This window comes from Planctomicrobium stercoris (assembly GCF_051465655.1).
GTDB lineage: Bacteria > Planctomycetota > Planctomycetia > Planctomycetales > Planctomycetaceae > Planctomicrobium.
This window is the reverse complement of sequence record NZ_CP195791.1, coordinates 5081695-5098689: the sequence shown is the minus strand read 5'-3', so window position 1 is coordinate 5098689 and position 16995 is coordinate 5081695. Positions and strand designations below refer to the sequence as shown.

Here is a 16995-nt window from a genome sequence, read left to right as displayed (position 1 = left end):
CATCAGAATGGACTTTCAACAGATCGCGTTGAAAGGACAAATTTTGTTGACTTCCCGACCGGCTGCCTTACCATCAGGATTCGAGATCACTCGGCCGTTTGCGAATCTCGCACCACAGCGTCACCTCCTTTGTGTTCGAATCAGAAGGCAGACCGATGCGGTTATTACCGCAGGGAGATTCTCTGTTTGTTCTGGCTCCGGCCAAGATCAATCTGTCACTCAAGGTTCTCGGGCGTCGGGATGACGGATACCACGAACTTCAGACTGTGATGGCGTCTGTCGGACTGTACGACACATTACGATTTGCTCCTGCGGAGGAAAGCCTTTCGCTGCGAGTTCACTCGCTGTGTCGGTCAGTCAATTCTTCCCCCGTCAACGAGATTCCTGTCGACGATCGAAATCTGGTGATCAAAGCCGCCAGACTTCTGCAGGCTGAAACCGGAGCTCGGCGGGGAGCGGACATCACCTTGTGGAAGCGGATCCCGTCTGAAGCAGGTCTGGGCGGGGGCTCGAGCGATGCTGCTGCCACGCTTGTTGGGCTGAATCAATTCTGGAACCTGCAGCTCAACCCGGAACAGCTGCATGCATTGGCGGCGCGACTGGGAAGCGACGTCAATTTCTTTCTCGATTCACAGGCAGCGGCACTCTGTACCGGGCGGGGTGAGAAAATTGAAACAGTGCCGCTTCCACAACCCTTCAGCGCAGTGATCATCAAACCGCCCAGCGGACTCTCGACTGCGAAGGTCTTTCAGCAGTGGTCTCGGGATCAGGTGACGTCCAGCACTCCTGTGCAAACGAGTGTGATCGAAAATGACCTGCAGGAACCTGCAAGACGTTTAAATCCGGAAATTGATCAGCTGCTGGCCCGACTGCAGCGGCAGGATGTTTTGAAAGCGGGAATGACAGGAAGTGGCTCTGCCTGCTTTGCAATTTGTCGAACGGCACGACAGGCCAGAACCCTTGCCGGCAGGTGCCGGAGCTGGCGAATGGGACAGGTGTTTGTGGTTTCTTCAGGAGTATGAAGGAACATGTGCAGGAGATCTCGCTGGTGACTGAAAGACCTGAGGGTATGACGCAAAGGTTCCGTGAGAAGCCTGGCGCTCATTCCTCTCAGGAAGCGGGTCCATTTTTTCACTGACGACTTCACGGAGGATGTGATGGAAATCACTGAAGTTCGTATCAAACTGATGGACGGCGTCCAGGACCGGTTGCTGGGGTTCTGCTCGATCACCTTTGACCGGGCCTTCGTCGTGCGCGATCTCAAGATCATTAAAGGGAGCCGCGGCGCCTTCGTGGCAATGCCCAGCCGGAAGCTGACCGATCGCTGTCGCGGATGCGGAAACAAGAACCCCCTGCGTTCCGCATTCTGTTCGCAGTGCGGCATTCGACTTTCCGAAAACCGGTCGGCCAAGTCCGTGGAAGGAAAGGCGAAGCTCTACGCGGATATTGCTCATCCGATCAATTCCGAATGCCGGGACCAGATTCAGCAGCGGGTACTCTCAGCGTACGATGAAGAGCTGGTTCTCTCCCAGCAGCCCGGGTATGTCTCCCGTTACGACGACTTCGGCGAGTTCGATCTGGAAGGGGTCGATGCGGATCGCTGGGATGAAGAGTTTGCACGGAAAGAACAGGCGCTGACGCCTGAAAACTGGGATGCTGCAATCGCAGAGGATCCTCAACCTTCAACCGATTCCGGCGACTCTCCCACGCAACCCGCCCGCATGGAGGGATTCGGCGAAGGGGTACTCTGAGCCGGCAGTGAATTCGGCAACTACCAGGAATAGACGGTCCGCAGGCGGGTCAGGATGGCTTCTTCGAGCAGACCGTCACGCCCAAGCGGGAGCCACGTTGAGGGACTCGACTGACCCACCACCGGGGAGAGGTCTCGAATCAGCGGAGTGCTTTCCGAAAAAGTCGCTGCCCCTGCGGAGTTGCCAGCCACTCCGACCAGATCTTCGATCTCTTTCAGCACGGTGACGCTCACCAGATATCCCTGACCGCCGTCGTCCGGCTGCAGGCTGATGATGACAATTCTGCGAATCGACTGCATGGAGCTTTCGAGCCGGTTCTCGAATCCCACGGAATCGTGATGCCAGGGTTCAAAGAGCCCGGACCCCACTTTCGGGACCGTCTCGATCACCCGTCCCAGTCGGTTCTCCCGCCCGATTTCGAACTGGAAGTCATGGAGCACATCGATTGCCCGTTCCCAGACCAGTTCCTCGTTGGAAGTCGCCACCAGCAGCGGATTCGACACCGGGATCGGCGCGCTCGTCGATCGCGAGCCGCCGGGCAGGGCACATCCCAGCAGGCTGCAAAGTGATCCAGTGAGGAAAAGTCGACGTGAGACCACGGATTCTGAACGCGACTTGGAGTGGGAGGGGAAGGATGGGCGGGGAGTGTCGCAGGAATCCAGGAATCCCGCAAGATCGATCTGATGCGACTTAAGATGCTCCGTAGCCAGTGCTTACGGTGACTGGGCACTCCCTTTGCCGACTGTCAGTCGGCCTTCCATGCCCCGTGCGGGAGCTTCTCCGTTTAAGGCGCGAGTAATCGTCGTCACGTTATGATCGAACATTCCGACGTAACTTCCCTCGTAGGTTCCCGGGGCTCCCGTGGAATCCGAGAAAAGGGTTCCCCCTTCTTTCACAATCCAGCCTCGTTGCTGGGCTCCTTCGATCACAGCTCGCAGATTGGCGGAATTGACAGTCGCTTCGACGAACAGTGCCGGGACACGATGTTTGACGAGGAAGTCGACCAGGTCGTTGATGTCCTGCACTCCCGGTTCAGACTCCGTGGAGATTCCCTGAACAGACTTCTCTTCGATCTGATAGGCGCGTGCAAAGTAACCAAAGGCATCATGTGCGGTGATCAGATATCTGGACTCTGCCGGAATACTCCCGATGCAGTCACGCGCATACTGATCCAGCTTTTCCAGCAAGGCCCGGTACTTGGCTGCGTTGCTCGCAAATTCCTCAGCATGGGCTGCGTCGGCACGACTGAGAACCTGGACAACTTCATCCAGGCATTCGGCCCACAAGGCAGCATCGTTCCAGACATGAGGGTCGGGATGGCCGGCGAAATTGGCAGAGTGAATCAGCTGATCCCCCGGCAGACCGCTGGTGACCGCTGCTACGGTTTTGCCGCTTTTTTTCACGCGTTCAAAGGCGGACTGCATCGCTCCCTCCAGCCCCAGTCCGGAGTAAAAGATGACGTCGGCCTTCATCATCAGCCCCAGGTCGCGAGACGTCGGGCGGTAGAGATGGGGGTCGACTCCTTCTCCCATCAGTCCCGTCACATGGGCATGGTCTCCTGCGACACTGCGGACGAGGTCACCCACCATGCTGGTGGTCACGACAACATTCAACTTCGCCGGATCTGCGTTGGCATTGGCGTTCTGTCCGGTGGTGCTTTCCCGTTCACATCCAGCGAGAGCAGCGAACAGGCCTGCCGCCAGCAACAGGCTGCGGCGGAACGAGGAACAGCGGTCTCCTCGAGAAGGGAATACGCTGCTGACGTCGATCGGAAGCGGAGGGAGTGTTGACAAGAGAAATGGACCTCAGGTCTGGAGGATCGGCGAGCGTCCGGGGGTGAAGAATAGAGGCAACGTTTCGCTGGGGTCAAATGCCGAAAAGCTGAAATGCTGGAAAAACTGGCTATCGCATCAGGAAGCTCCCATGGAATCTGCCGCAAATCCTCAATTTCGTGCGCTTGCGGGGAAATCTCAATCCCGGCCAAATGAGGAGATTCCCGCTGCCCCTTCTTCCGTAATTTCAGGACGTTAGTAGAATGGAGCCATTTCACGCAGTGCGTCATTCTGTTGAGCAACCCACCATGGACAATCAGGAACCAATCGTCGGTCGTATTCTGATCGCAGACGACAACGAGCAGAACCGTGAGCTGCTCGAGGCCTACCTCAGTGATGACGGTCACGAAATCCTGATGGCAGCGGACGGGCAGCAGACGGTGGAAGTGGCCCTGGAGAAGATGCCGGATCTCGTGCTGCTGGACATCATGATGCCCAAGCTGAGCGGCTATGAAGTCTGTCAGAAGCTCAAAGAGAACGAAGCGACCCGCCGCATCCCTGTCCTGATGGTGACTGCGCTGAAGGAAATGGGAGACATTCAGAAAGCGGTCGACGCCGGAGCGGATGATTTTCTGACCAAGCCGGTCCATCGACTCGAATTGAAAACCCGCGTCCGATCGCTGCTTCGCGTCCGCCATCTCACCAGCGAGCGAGACCGTCTCCTCGCCTATCTCGCGGAAGTGGATGCCTCCAATCCACGGCAGTAGCTGCCAGCCAGTCTCACCGTTCGCGCCGGATCGCTTCGGCGATTGAATCTTTCGACGAATCGGAATCGCCCCGGGGTGATGACCGACTTCCCCATTCGCATTGAGAAATCGTTCAGACCATGTCCACCACTCCGATTGTGATCCTCAAGCCGCGTCGGGCGCTCCCGTTCTTCAGTCAGCACCCGTGGGTCTTTGCCGGTGCTGTGGGAAGCGTTTCGGGCCGCCCGGATGTCGGGACCGAGGTGCTGGTCCGTTCTCAGGAGGGGAAGTTCGTTGCTCGCGGACTCTTCAATCCCCACAGCAACATCCGGGTCAGGCTCTATTCCTGGGACGAGCAGCAGCCGCTGGACGACGAGTTCTGGAGAGGACGGGTCCGCAGTGCCGTTCAGTTTCGACAGAAGTTGTTCGCCGGCACCCCCGCAGAAAAGGCATGCCGACTCATCTTCAGCGAATCCGATGGTCTGTCCGGTCTGAGCGTCGATCGGGTGGATGACTGGCTGGTGGTGCAATGGACCAGTGCTGCCCTCGCGCAGCGTCAGGCAGCGATCCTTGACGAACTGCAGTCGCTCGTTTCTCCGCGTGGCCTGTGGCTGCGAACGGAAAAAGGGATCAAGGCGATGGAAGGTCTGGAGATTGAAGATGGACTGGTGGCTGGAGAAGTCCCCCCGCCGTCTCTGGAAATTGAAGAAAACGGAATCCGGTTTTCCGTCGACCTGCAGGCGGGCCAGAAGACCGGCTTCTACTACGACCAGCGGGACAATCGGCGTCTGATGCAGACGTATGTTCGCGGTGGACGCGTGCTGGATGCTTTCTGTTACTCCGGAGCTTTTGCACTCGCAGCAGCGAAACTGGGGAACGCCCGTGAAGTGGTTGCTGTCGATTCCTCAGCAGCAGCTCTGGAACTTGCTCAGCGAAATGCGGAACGCAATGAACTCTCGGATCGCATTGCCTTCCATTGCGAAGACGCCTTCGAGTTTCTGGAGGCTCAGGTCGCTGCGGGCGAGAAATATGATGTCGTGGTGCTGGATCCTCCGAAGCTCGCCCGTTCGCGCAGCGGGCTGGAGCGAGCCGCCAAAGCCTACGTGCGACTCAACAAACTGGGAATGGAAGCACTCAACCCGGACGGAATTCTGATCACCTGCAGCTGTTCCGGTCACGTCCAGCGAGAAGACTTTCAGCAGATCATCTCACGGGCGAGTCTCGAGACCGGTCGTCGCGTGCAGATTCTCGAAGAGCGTGGACAGGCTCCGGATCACCCAGTTGCGGTCACCTGCCTGGAGACGAACTACCTGAAATGCACGGTCTGCCGGGTGGAGTAATGTCAGTCGTCGGTGTCTGCACTGCGTGGGTATCGCAACTGATTTTCAGAGTTTCAAAATGAACCACGGAAAGCACGGAAGTCACGGAATTTTACGCTGGCGTGGCAACTCGGTCTGTGAGAGATGACGCCTATCTAATCGAAAGAGGAGCATCTTCAGCATGACTGCCGCTTCTGACTTCACGTCGAGTGCTGACGACTCAACCTCGTTCTCGAGTACCACCGAAGAGCTGATGTCCACAGAATTCATCTTCCGTGAGTTCCGTGCTTTCCGTGGTTAGACCTCTTCAGCGTCGCCGTCGACACCGGTTTCACGGGGCCGAGCCGGACGGCGGCAGCAGATGCCCCATCTTCAATCGCTTGGTGTCCATGTAGCGGCTCCGCTTCTCATGCGGCGGAGCGATGATCGGCACCTGTTCGACGACTTTCAGATCGACCCACTGCTCGAACGCTTCGGTTTTCTTGGGATTGTTGGTGAGAATCCGCACCTGCTTCAGTCCCAGGTCTTTCAGAATCTGCAGGCCAACCATGTAGTCGCGCAGGTCTGCTTTGAAGCCGAGTCGATGATTGGCCTCCACCGTATCCAGACCTTCATCCTGCAACTGATACGCCTTCAGCTTGGCAGCCAGGCCGATGCCCCGACCTTCCTGCGGAAGATAGACCAGCGCGCCGCAGCCGGCTTCTTCGATCATCTTCATGGCCATATGCAACTGGTCACCGCAATCGCAACGCAGCGACCCCAGAATATCCCCCGTGAAGCAAGATGAGTGCATTCTCACCAGCGGAGCGGGGTCTGAACTCAGATCGCCCCAGACAATCGCCAGCGGTTCCTGGTCATCGTGTTCGACACGGTAGGAAATGAATTTGGGTGATCCGAAATCTTCAGTCGGAATCGTCACTTCCACTTCACGGTGGATGAGATTCTCCCGGATGCGGCGATATTGAATGATTTGGGCGATGGAAATCATGGGCAAATCGAACTCGCGACACAGATCCCGCAGCTCGTCCATATCCGCCATGCCGGAACCGCGCTGGCTGCAAACTTCGATGAGGCAGCCGACCGGAGTCAGTCCGGCCAGCTTGAGGAGGTCGACGGTGGCTTCCGTGTGTCCGGCGCGTCGGAGCAATCCGCCGTCGCGGGCAAGCAGTGGTGAAACGTGTCCGGGCTTGACGAAATGCTGCGGCTGGCTGTGAGGATCAGCGAGTGCCCGCAGAGTCCGGGCCCGGGCGTCCGCGCTCACTCCGGTTCCGCTTTCGCGATGGTCGAGGGGAATCAGGAACGGAGTCTGGTGGGCAGAAGTATTCGAATCCCGATCGACGATCGGGGAGAGTCGCAGCCGGTCGGCCGTCTCCTGAGTCATGGGGGCACAGAGAACCCCAGCTCCTTTGCGGAGCATGAAGTCGATCATTTCCGGGGTGATCGATTCCGCGGCGCAGATCAGGTCCCCTTCGTTTTCACGTTCCTGGGCATCCAGAACGACGACCATTCCCCCGGCCTGCAGCTGCTTGATCGCGTCTTCCAGGGTGTTCAGTCCGGTCATCACATTCGGTTCTTCAGTCATGTCTCTCTCGGCGCTCAGTCTGGGACCTGTCCAATTATAGGCAGAGATCGCAGGGAAGCACGAATGAGGAGAAGTCGAGAGTCGGGAGACGAGAGTCCAGAGCAAGAACTTCAGCGATTTTCTGACTCTGGAGCGAATCGCACGACAGTGTGGCGTTCCGGCGGCGATAAACACAGCTTTCAAACCACAAATCTCCCCGAATCGCCGCCACAGTCCCCTGAGACAGGGGCTCGACTCTGGACTCTCTGCTCTGGACTTTCCCGAAGTTGAATCTGGCGAACGCCCTGATGCACTTCCGGATTCGTCTTGTTGCAAATTCTGCAAACTGGTAATTTTTGCCGGTCCCGATGGAATCGGGAGCAGTTCAGGAGGCACGGAACCGGGAATTTCCCCTTTCCGAAGCGATGACACCAAGGATGGATGCCGTTTCCGAAGCAATGATGACGTGTCGGCTGACACGATTGTGGCGGGGGCGTCGGGCGGCAGCATGGAGGCGAACACATGGGGAGCGCCATTCGCGTTCTTCAAGCGGCAGATCTGAATCTGCATGAGCCGCTTGAATCTGTCGGCAGACTGCCGGCCCTGCAACGGGAAATCTTCAATCAGGCCCGGGAAAGTGCGGCACTGAAAGTCTTCGAGACCGCACTGCAGCTGCGGGTCGACCTACTCCTGCTGACGGGTCCGCTCGCAGACTTCGACGCTGAACCCCGACTGGCCTGTTTCCTCATGGAGCAGTTTCGAAGGCTTCAAGCCGGCGGAGTCTGCACAGTCTGGGCGACTTGCGATACAACCCAGCTTCCGAGCTGGTCGGTGCGGCCAACGGACGTCGCCTGCCTTTTGCCGGGCGAGATGATTAACGTCTTCACCCACGCCGAATCGCGGCAGATTCGGGTGGAGCACAGTTCCGGCGACCGTACACTCAGGTCTTCTCCCGAGGTCGACCGATCCTCTTGTGACCTGGTCATATCAGTCAGCGGCACCGGGACATCTTCACCCGCGATCGAACTTTCCTCCCACAACAGCGACCAGAAGCTGCGACTGGAGTGCATTCCGGTACAGAGGACCGGTCTGGGTGACTCCGGGCTCACAGGGATGCGGCTGGTAAACTGTCCGCTCGGCGAACGTCCCACGGCCTCGGTCCTTCCGACCGCCGCAGTCACCTGGAGAACGGAAACGATCGACCTGGCGATGCATCCCAACCACGCCTCGCTGATGGATGAAATCGCACGGCGGAGTCGCTTGCAGACTGAGGCCTCTGACTCGCGTCTGATCTGTGTTGAGTGGATTCTCTCTGGTGTCAGTCCGCTGTGGGAAGAGCTGGTTTCCAATCGGGATTCGCAGCTGCTTCTGCAGGAAATACGAAATGCCGCTGGCCGTGAGTCCCGGATCTGGAACTGGAAGGTCCATCTGCATCCGTCCCCGGAACAGTATCGCCTGTGGAGCAGTTCTCCGGCGATCGCCGAAGGGCTGCTGCAGTTTGAACAACTGAGCACCGCAGATTTTTCCGCCGCTGCCAGCGTTCCGGGGTTTGCCACCGCGGGCCTGCGAGGTCCCATTCTCACACACCACGAATTCCGCGGGCACCGGATCCGTCTGGTGCGTGAACTGCGACAACCAGAAGCCATTGCGGGCACCATTTCCAGCCAACAGTAGCCACTTGCTCGACGGGCGATTCAAGAAGACCCAGCACAGACAGCAGCTGCGGAACCCAGGAAACTCACATGCGAATTCAGCAGATACATGTCGAAGGTTTTGGAACGCTTTCCCAGTGCAGAATCTCGGGACTCTCCGAAGGTCTGAGCGTCATTCACGGTGTCAACGGTTCTGGGAAAACCACACTGATGCACTTCCTGACGGGAGTCCTCAGTGGCTACGACAAGGCTCGCAAGGCGAAGCTCCTTCCCCCGCTGAAGCAGGGTACGCCCGGGGGAAGTGTGACACTTCGAAACGAAGCGGGACGTTTCGAAGTAATCCGACACGCCCGGTCTGGACACTCCGACACTCTGGCGATTTCGTTGCTGCAGGGAACCGCCAATGATGTCTCGGATCTGCGAAAGAGACTGAAAGAGATTCCCGAACATGTGCTGACCACTCTCTATGCCGTGACTGGCAATGGAGCCTTGGACCTTGCGGGATTGGTGGAATTCGCACGCGAGCAGGGGATCGACCTCGGTTCGCGATCAAACGCGGGGGCCTGGCTCTCCGCAAAGATCCGCGACATGGAAGCAGAGCGGGCGGAACTTTTCCGGACCGCCCCGACACAGGGATCACTGGTCTCGCTGGAACAGGAACGGGATCGGGTTGCCCGGGAACTGGCTGCAACTCGTCAGTTGCAGGCACAGCAACTCGCAGCGTGGCAGCATTCACTGCAGGCGCTCCGGAAGCGGATTGAAACGCTCATCGCCCGTGGAACATGGCAGGATGGTGAGCTTCAGGCTGTCGAAACGGACCTGACCGAAACACAGGATCGGTTGTGGTCCACACGCGAAACCAAAGTGCAGGACGTGGAGACCGTTGCCCGTCCGACGCCGGTCGTGGAAGCAGACTGGATTGCCAAGCTGTCCGCGATTGATCAGGAAATTGCACACATTCAGCAGGTGCTGCGAGACCTTGCTGCTTCGCGTATGACTCTGTCCATGTCCAAAGCAGAACTGGCGGGGGCGGACATCCCGGACTTCGAAAGCACGCTGCAACGCCAGCGGAAATCGCTCTCCGCCATCGAATCGCAGACCACGAATCTCTCACTGATTCTGGCACACCTGCAGCAGTCGGCCGCGTGTATGTGTGGTCCTCAGTCCGCTCACCTGCAGGCGGGAATCGACGTCATCCGCGAACAGGTCTGGCTGATCTGTCAGGAACTGGGCCGACAGACCTCCGCCCATCAGCATGACCTGCTGCAGTCGCAGCGTGAAGGGGTCGACCGCTGCGAGCATGAACTGGTGCGACAAGTCCAGCGACTGCGGCTTCGACGTGAAGAGATTCTCCAGCAGCGTGGACGCAAGCCTGCTGACCGGGTGCATCATCGCACCCTGCATGAAGCGGCAGGATGTCAGTGCGACGGACATGACGAAGCGGTCTCGCAGTGGCAGGACCGGACGGCAGAAACTCCAGTCGCTCAGCAGGTGATCGTCCGGGAACGGACCGTCATCACATCGGCCGCACGTCCCGGGGATCAGCAACTCGAAGTCAATCTGCTTGCAAAACGGGCCGCTTTTCGCGGACAGCGTGCTGAAACGACTGAACAGCTGCGGCTGGCCCGCCTTGAACTTCAACAACTCCTGTGGGCCGCGAAAGAGTTCTCCGGAGACCGGACCGCTCAAGATCTGCAGAACGAATTTACACTCATCGAACAGCAACTTGCAGACGCCCGTGAGCAATGGCAGTCGCTGACGCTGCTGCAGACGGTCCTCCTGCGAACTCAGCAGAAGCTGAATGCCGATGCGATCTCCCCGGTGATTGCAGAAGCGTCGAAGTTCCTGAACCAGATGACGGAAGGCCGCTATCCCCGCATGCGGTGGAATTCGAACTCCGGTGAGCTGCTGGTGGTGAATTCCGCTGACGGCGAACTTCCCGCACAAGCCCTGAGTCGCGGGACGCTGGAGCAGGCGGTGCTGAGCTTCCGGCTGGCACTGTGCCGCGAATTCCAGCGTCGCGGAACCGAACTTCCGCTCATCCTCGACGACGTTCTGGCGGACAGCGACGAAGACCGACTCAAAGCCGCTGTTGATGTCCTGTGCGAGTTTGCCCAGTCTCATCAGATCCTGTTCCTGACTTGCCAGGAACACCTCGTCAATCTGTTCTCCTCAAGATCTGCGGTGGTGCTCGCCCTTCCGGGGACTCCCTGGGTTTCGAGTCGTCACGAACTGCCATCCATTTCATCCTCTCAGGCCACCAGGGAAACGGTTTCGCCGGACGCTTCGGCGACGATCAGCCAATTGACACGGGACCGCATTCAGCCGGATGAACCGTTCTGGTTGCAGACAGCCAGCTCGATCAGCCACGTTCCTTCGCTGGGTGAGCAGATGGCCCGGCGACTTGGGGCACTGGGGGTCCGCAATGTCGGCGAACTCGTGGAACTCGATCCTGAGAACGTTGAAATGCCGCTCGACAGTCTGCAGATTTCGGCCAAAACATTACGTCTGTGGCAGGCGGAAGCTCGACTGCTGTGCTGCGTTCCCGGGTTGAATGGTCGAGATGCACAGTTGCTGACCCGCTGTGGAATTCTGTCTCCAGGCGAGTTGGCCGAGTGTGATGCGGCCACGCTTTCGAACCGCGTGGCTCAACTTCGGTCCCGTTCCGCAGGCGACTATGAAGTCCAGTGGCTCTCGCAGCAACCGGACTGGCCGACCCGTTCTCAACTGGAGAGCTGGGTTCGAGGGGGACGTGCAGCCCGCTCATGGAAAGCCGCCCGGGAGTGGTCCGAAGGGCGAAAAATTCACATGCGGCATCAGAACGCCCGCCCCCGGAAGCGGATGATCCAGCCTGCCGCAGTCGTTGAACCAACTTCGCATGTCCGTCTTCATTCGCAGTCGGAATCGGAAGGGGCCGAGTCGACCTGGAAGTTTTACCTGCAGTTCGACAGCCCGATCGTGGATGCTCCTTCGATCGGCCCGCGCATGGCCGAACGCCTGAACGCCATCGGCGTCGAACGGGTTTCGCACCTGCTGGCAGCGCGACCGACAGAACTTGCACAGCGTCTCAACCGTAGGGATGTCACTCCGGAAAACGTCCTGGCCTGGCAGCAGCAGGCGAATCTGATGTGCCGTGTGCCGCAGCTTCGGGGCCATGATGTGCAGGTTCTTGTCACCTGCAAGATCACCGATCCGGAAACACTCGCGGCCATGTCCCCCACCCAGCTGTTCGCATTGGTCGAACCGTTCGTGAATTCGCGGGACGGCGTTCGCATGTTAAGATCATCTCGTGTGCCCGATCTGGCTGAAGTGACCGACTGGATCAACTTTGCCCGCCAGTCTCCTTCGCTGAAAGCGGCATAACGTCATCTCCCTCTTCCCGATCGCTCGCAAGACACACTGACCATGATTGACTACGAACAGCTGGGGGTCTTCTACCTCGGAAGAAGTTTTGATGTCACCAGTGGTCAGGCGTCGCCCCAACCGATCCTCTATGACTCGAAAGACCTGACGACCCATGCGGTGATTGTCGGGATGACCGGCAGCGGCAAGACCGGGCTGGGAATCACCCTGCTGGAAGAAGCGGCGATCGATCAGATCCCGGCGATCATCATTGATCCCAAAGGAGATCTGGGAAATCTGATGCTCACGTTCCCGCAACTGCGGGCCGGAGATTTTCAGCCCTGGATCGAATCCTCGGAAGCACTTCGCCGGGGGATGACGGTTGAAGAGTTTGCAGCCCAGCAGGCCCAGCAATGGAAAGAGGGACTCGCAGCATGGGACCAGCCGACCGATCGGATCAGTCGATTTCGTGATGCCGCCGAAGTCGCGATCTACACGCCCGGAAGCGACGCGGGAATTCCTTTGACGGTATTGAAGTCACTGGATGCTCCTCCTCCTGCGATCCGTGAGAACTCTGAATCACTTCGCGAACGGACGGCCAATGCTGTCTCCGGACTGTTGACTCTGCTGGGCCTCAATGCCGATCCACTGCGCAGCCGCGAACACATTCTCCTTTCCAACATCCTTGAGACCGCCTGGAGGGAAGGTCGGGATCTCGACCTCGCCCAGCTGATCCGGGAGATTCAGACTCCACCGTTTCACAAGATCGGCGTCATGGATCTGGAGTCGATCTTCCCCGCTGCCGACCGCCGTCAACTGGCGATGACGATCAATAATGTGCTGGCGTCTCCGGCCTTCGCAAGCTGGACACAGGGAGAACCGCTGGACATTCAGAAGCTGCTCTACACCAAGGAAGGGCGGCCTCGTCTGGCGATTCTCTCCATCTCGCATCTGAGCGAGCAGGAGCGAATGTTCTTCGTCACGATCGTGCTGAATGAAATGATCTCATGGATGCGGTCGCAGCCGGGAACTTCCAGCCTGCGTGCGATCCTCTACATGGATGAACTGTTCGGATATCTCCCACCGACAGCGAATCCACCTTCAAAAACACCACTGCTCACGCTGCTCAAGCAGGCGCGTGCTTACGGTCTGGGACTGGTCCTCGCGACCCAGAATCCTGTCGACCTGGACTACAAGGCACTTTCGAATGCCGGGACCTGGTTCCTCGGTCGACTGCAGGCCGAACGGGACAAGCTACGCGTGCTGGACGGACTGCAGGGAGCCAGTGAAGCAGCGGGGGTCGCGTTCGATCGTCAGAAGATTGAAACGATTCTCTCTGGCTTGAAGAACCGGGTCTTTCTGCTGAATAACGTGCACGAAGATCACCCGATCGTCTTCCAATGTCGGTGGGCTCTCTCCTATTTGCGGGGACCGCTGACCCGTGAGCAGATCCGCACCCTGACAGCACCCTTCAAGGCGGCCGTTCAATCGGTCGTTACCGCAGCCCGCACGGCAGCGACAGTAGCGGCCAATGTTGTGGCGGCCGGCGTTCCCGGAGGGGCTCAACCGGTCGCACCGATCCTGCCGCCGGAGATTCGGCAACGACATTTGCCCGTGGGGCGAGGCGTGTCGAGAGACGCCCGTCTGCTCTACAAGCCCGCGTTACTGGCAGTTGGTCGAGCCCACTATGTCGATGCGAAATCGAAAGTCGACAGCTGGAAGGACATTGCCTGGCTGGTGTCGATCTCCGACGATTCCGTCACCAAGGACCCCTGGGATGACGGTGACCCTATCCCGGCATCCATTCCGAACGACCCTCCTCCCGCGGAAGTACATTATGCGGAACTTCCAGGCGAATGCCTGCGGGTCACCTCCTACAAAGGCTGGGCCACATCCTTCAAGAACTTCCTCTATCGCACCCAGAATCTGGTCCTCAGCTACAGTCCGGACCTCGGGATCTACTCCTCTCCGGACGACAAGGACGGAGCCTTTCGCGCCCGGCTGTCTCACCAGGCGCGAGAGGCACGTGACCTGAAGATGGAGAAACTCCGCCAGCAGCACGAAGTGACTGTCAGCAAGCTCAAAGAGAAGATCCGTAAGGCAGATCAAAAAGTGGAAGTGGAGAAGCAACAGGCCAATTCCGCGACGATGACCGCTGCCATGACCTTCGGTTCGTCTGTTCTGGGAGCCTTGTTCGGGCGAAAGAAGCTCAGCGCCACGAACGCGAACCGTGCAGCAACCAGCATGCGTGCGGCATCACGTGCTGCCGAACAGCGGGGGGACATCAAACGCGCTGAAGAGACTCGTGATCAGCTGGAAAAAGAACTGGCCTCGCTGAATGAACAACTGGAAGAACAACTCGACCAGCTGAAAGAGAGCCTGTCCGAGACCAATATCAAGGTGGAACCCTACGAGGTGAAGCCCCGTAAGTCGGATCTCTCGGTCGATGAAGTCGCGTTACTTTGGATGCCGTTCGTGATCACGGAGAGCGGACGACTGGAGATTGGATACGAAGAGAGTTTGCTGCAAGTAAAGGCCTAAGGGATTGAAGATCAGATGGACCGGTCTCACAGAGACGGGATGGAAAGATCTTCAACCACGGACGGCACAGAACTCACGGAAACGACCGGCAACTGAACGTCAGTGGATTTGAAGACAGGTTCCACTCCTGATCTCGCCTGCGAATGAGTCAAAGTTCTGAGAGATGAAGCTCGAACGGAACAACGAAAATCTTCCGCGAGTTCCGTGTCTTCCGTGGTTCTTTGTTTGAAGCGAATTCACGTGGCGGCTTCGGAGCGAGAGAATCTCAGCTGTGCGAGAGTCTACTTCGAGAAGGGTCCGCTCGGGCCGTTGAAGGAGAGTTCGACTTCTTCCTCGCCGTTGAAGTACGCGGGAATCGAAGGGAGATGCAATTCTTTTGACCAGACGCGTTCGGAGCGTGGTCGTTCCCGTTGATCCTGCGAACGGGCTTTCGTGGCGACTTCCCGGGTGGCATCAATTCCGTCGCGATGGTCCGGAAGAACCTGGCTGGTGCGTCGCCGAGGCATGAGATCGAAGCCGAACCACGGCATCGGGGAATCGCTGCTCATGGAGAACCATTGATGCCCCACCTCGCATCCCGAAGATGCCAGGAGAAGCAGCAGCGGAAGAATCCGCATCAGGCTTGAACTGAAGGGGAGTCGCATCATGCGGCTTTCTCAGTCTCCGCTATCGCTTTCGGTTTGCGGCGGAAGACCATGGCTCTTCGAAAGCGGATTCAATGGACGGATCGTCTCGCAACCGACAAGCAATGTCAGCATCAGCAAGCCGATGATCGTCGGGAATCGCTTTCGTTCCACATCCGCCTCCTGCGGTTGGAATTTTTCAATGGTGCCTCGTAAGTCGAAAGGCATTCGCAGAAACTTCCGCCGATGCACACTCTCTTCAGGGCGACATTATGAACAAATCAACACCCAGCCTTCATGGCGGGGGGCAAACGGTTGGATTTTTGTAGGGGATTGACTTTGAAAAAGGGGGGGGCTGCCGGAGCAGAACGCTCGGCGCGGGGAAAAATAGCGGGAGATCGCGTTTTCGGGAAGCCCAGTTTTCCGGCCCGATGGCTACGCAGCCACGCTCATCAGTTCTTCAGCAGCGGCTTCGATCTCGACAGCCTGGATCGACTGCAGCTCGTCGACATATCCGACCAGCAGTGCCAGGTCGCAGATCTGGTTGATCCGGCGGGGGATCCCCTGCGAGAGTTCCCAGATCGACCGTGCCGACTGCTCGTTGAAGATGTTGCTGGAGCGGCCAGCGACCGACAAACGGTGCCGCAGATAGGGCAGGACTTCTTCCTGATGCAGCGGTTCCAAAGCGGTCCTGACCACAACCCGCTGGTCGAGTGCAGCGACACGCTGCAGGCGCGAAAGCAACTCCGTTCGACCGGAGAGAATCAGGGAGAAATCGCTTCGTCCTTCTTCGCGAAGGTTTAGAAGCATCCGCAGCAGGTGCAGCTGTGGTACCTCGAGCAGATGTGCATCATCAATGAGCAGAACGACGTGCTTTTGTTCAGCCTGAAACGCCTGCAGCTGTCTTTCCAGTGCGAGCAGAACAACGTCATCACTGTCTTTCGCGGTGACACTGCTGCCGAGCCGACTGGCGAAGTAGGCGAGAGTTCCTGCCGGGCTCAGTTGTGGGAAGACAAGACGGAAGAATGGCCCGATGCCATCGTCCCGGGTGTCCCGCTCCAGCACGTGTGTCAGAAAGGACTTCCCCAGGCCGTGTTCGCCGGCGATCAGGCCGATTCCCTTACGCTGATCCACCAGATACCGCAGCTTCAGAAGAGCGGTCTGATGAGTCTGACTCGCGTAGTAGAATTCGGGCTGGGCTCCGTCTTCAAACGGTCGTCGGAGGAGATGCCAATGTGCTTCGTACATGGGGTCGGTGATTTCTTCGGATCAGCGGACGGGGTCCAGAATTTCGATCTGCCCTGACAGCCAGACAGGTTCGGGGGCAGGCGAGGCCAGCGTTTGCTGAAACCCGGCGGGAGTCACTTTTTCGCGTGGAACGATGCGGCTGGTGGTGTTCAGCAGGCTTGCCATTCGGCCCGGAACGCCAGCCGGAGCAATCAGCAGCGGCTCGGAATCGTCGAACCCGGAAGGGTCGATCGCGGCAGGCTGGGAAGGATCAGAGAATGTGGCGGAGACCGGAAGGTCACCCAGACGCCGAAACACCGAATCCTTCGAGGTCGGTACCGGCGGTGTCGTCGCATCCTCAGCGACCTGGATGTCGGTTGACCAGAACATGACCAGCGACCCGACCAGGCAGATCGCGGCCAGACAGAACCAGTACTGTTGGCGTATCCGCAGCATACGGC

At 58.5% G+C, this 16995-nt stretch carries 14 protein-coding genes; 7 read left to right on the top strand and 7 right to left on the bottom strand.

Going from position 1 to position 16995, the window contains the following annotated elements; translation table 11 throughout:
* The first annotated feature begins 155 nt into the window (after positions 1 to 155).
* Complete coding sequence (gene ispE / locus SH661x_RS20565; protein ID WP_437225545.1) at positions 156 to 1022, top strand: 4-(cytidine 5'-diphospho)-2-C-methyl-D-erythritol kinase; 867 nt, start codon at positions 156 to 158, stop codon at positions 1020 to 1022.
* A gap of 135 nt (positions 1023 to 1157) precedes the next feature.
* Positions 1158 to 1751: a septation protein SpoVG family protein gene (locus SH661x_RS20560; protein WP_437225543.1), complete on the top strand. Its 594-nt coding sequence runs from the start codon at positions 1158 to 1160 to the stop codon at positions 1749 to 1751.
* A 20-nt stretch (positions 1752 to 1771) separates the two neighbouring features.
* On the opposite strand, the gene SH661x_RS20555 is transcribed toward SH661x_RS20560, so the two are convergent.
* Complete coding sequence (locus SH661x_RS20555; RefSeq protein ID WP_437225541.1) at positions 1772 to 2350, bottom strand: hypothetical protein; 579 nt, start codon at positions 2348 to 2350, stop codon at positions 1772 to 1774.
* Positions 2351 to 2464: 114 nt separating this feature from the next.
* Complete coding sequence (locus SH661x_RS20550; RefSeq protein WP_437225539.1) at positions 2465 to 3544, bottom strand: metal ABC transporter solute-binding protein, Zn/Mn family; 1080 nt, start codon at positions 3542 to 3544, stop codon at positions 2465 to 2467.
* A 287-nt stretch (positions 3545 to 3831) separates the two neighbouring features.
* On the opposite strand from SH661x_RS20550, the gene SH661x_RS20545 reads away from it, so the two are divergent.
* Positions 3832 to 4290, top strand: a complete 459-nt coding sequence (locus SH661x_RS20545; protein WP_437225537.1) for a response regulator — start codon at positions 3832 to 3834, stop codon at positions 4288 to 4290.
* 119 nt (positions 4291 to 4409) lie between these two features.
* Complete coding sequence (locus tag SH661x_RS20540; protein WP_437225535.1) at positions 4410 to 5609, top strand: class I SAM-dependent rRNA methyltransferase; 1200 nt, start codon at positions 4410 to 4412, stop codon at positions 5607 to 5609.
* Between the two features lie 310 nt (positions 5610 to 5919).
* Here the strand turns inward: SH661x_RS20540 and ribA are convergent, their stop codons facing one another.
* Positions 5920 to 7170, bottom strand: coding sequence for a GTP cyclohydrolase II (ribA, locus tag SH661x_RS20535; RefSeq protein WP_437225533.1), 1251 nt, complete (start codon positions 7168 to 7170; stop codon positions 5920 to 5922).
* Positions 7171 to 7671: 501 nt separating this feature from the next.
* Between ribA and SH661x_RS20530 the strand changes: the two genes are divergently transcribed.
* The 3 genes from SH661x_RS20530 to SH661x_RS20520 all read left to right on the top strand — a co-directional run bounded on the left by SH661x_RS20530 (position 7672) and on the right by SH661x_RS20520 (position 14684).
* Positions 7672 to 8823: a hypothetical protein gene (locus SH661x_RS20530; protein ID WP_437225531.1), complete on the top strand. Its 1152-nt coding sequence runs from the start codon at positions 7672 to 7674 to the stop codon at positions 8821 to 8823.
* A 68-nt stretch (positions 8824 to 8891) separates the two neighbouring features.
* On the top strand, positions 8892 to 12164 hold the full coding sequence (locus tag SH661x_RS20525; protein ID WP_437225529.1) for a DUF4332 domain-containing protein: 3273 nt from the start codon (positions 8892 to 8894) through the stop codon (positions 12162 to 12164).
* Positions 12165 to 12206: 42 nt separating this feature from the next.
* Entirely contained in the window at positions 12207 to 14684 is a 2478-nt protein-coding gene (locus SH661x_RS20520; RefSeq protein WP_437225527.1) for a helicase HerA domain-containing protein, read from the top strand.
* Positions 14685 to 14965: 281 nt separating this feature from the next.
* Here the strand turns inward: SH661x_RS20520 and SH661x_RS20515 are convergent, their stop codons facing one another.
* The 4 genes from SH661x_RS20515 to SH661x_RS20500 all read right to left on the bottom strand — a co-directional run bounded on the left by SH661x_RS20515 (position 14966) and on the right by SH661x_RS20500 (position 16990).
* Positions 14966 to 15331, bottom strand: coding sequence for a hypothetical protein (locus SH661x_RS20515; RefSeq protein ID WP_437225524.1), 366 nt, complete (start codon positions 15329 to 15331; stop codon positions 14966 to 14968).
* A gap of 9 nt (positions 15332 to 15340) precedes the next feature.
* Positions 15341 to 15535, bottom strand: coding sequence for a hypothetical protein (locus SH661x_RS20510; RefSeq protein WP_437225521.1), 195 nt, complete (start codon positions 15533 to 15535; stop codon positions 15341 to 15343).
* Between the two features lie 207 nt (positions 15536 to 15742).
* Positions 15743 to 16555, bottom strand: coding sequence for an ExeA family protein (locus SH661x_RS20505; RefSeq protein ID WP_437225519.1), 813 nt, complete (start codon positions 16553 to 16555; stop codon positions 15743 to 15745).
* Between the two features lie 21 nt (positions 16556 to 16576).
* Positions 16577 to 16990: a hypothetical protein gene (locus tag SH661x_RS20500; protein WP_437225517.1), complete on the bottom strand. Its 414-nt coding sequence runs from the start codon at positions 16988 to 16990 to the stop codon at positions 16577 to 16579.
* Between the last annotated feature and the right edge of the window lie 5 nt (positions 16991 to 16995).

Coding starts and splice junctions, on each gene's coding strand:
- ispE (WP_437225545.1), top strand. CDS start 156: ATGCGGTTATTACCGCAGGGAGATTCTCTGTTTGTTCTGGCTCCGGCC.
- SH661x_RS20560 (WP_437225543.1), top strand. CDS start 1,158: ATGGAAATCACTGAAGTTCGTATCAAACTGATGGACGGCGTCCAGGAC.
- SH661x_RS20545 (WP_437225537.1), top strand. CDS start 3,832: ATGGACAATCAGGAACCAATCGTCGGTCGTATTCTGATCGCAGACGAC.
- SH661x_RS20540 (WP_437225535.1), top strand. CDS start 4,410: ATGTCCACCACTCCGATTGTGATCCTCAAGCCGCGTCGGGCGCTCCCG.
- ribA (WP_437225533.1), bottom strand. CDS start 7,170: ATGACTGAAGAACCGAATGTGATGACCGGACTGAACACCCTGGAAGAC.
- SH661x_RS20530 (WP_437225531.1), top strand. CDS start 7,672: ATGGGGAGCGCCATTCGCGTTCTTCAAGCGGCAGATCTGAATCTGCAT.
- SH661x_RS20525 (WP_437225529.1), top strand. CDS start 8,892: ATGCGAATTCAGCAGATACATGTCGAAGGTTTTGGAACGCTTTCCCAG.
- SH661x_RS20520 (WP_437225527.1), top strand. CDS start 12,207: ATGATTGACTACGAACAGCTGGGGGTCTTCTACCTCGGAAGAAGTTTT.
- SH661x_RS20515 (WP_437225524.1), bottom strand. CDS start 15,331: ATGATGCGACTCCCCTTCAGTTCAAGCCTGATGCGGATTCTTCCGCTG.
- SH661x_RS20510 (WP_437225521.1), bottom strand. CDS start 15,535: ATGCCTTTCGACTTACGAGGCACCATTGAAAAATTCCAACCGCAGGAG.
- SH661x_RS20505 (WP_437225519.1), bottom strand. CDS start 16,555: ATGTACGAAGCACATTGGCATCTCCTCCGACGACCGTTTGAAGACGGA.
- SH661x_RS20500 (WP_437225517.1), bottom strand. CDS start 16,990: ATGCTGCGGATACGCCAACAGTACTGGTTCTGTCTGGCCGCGATCTGC.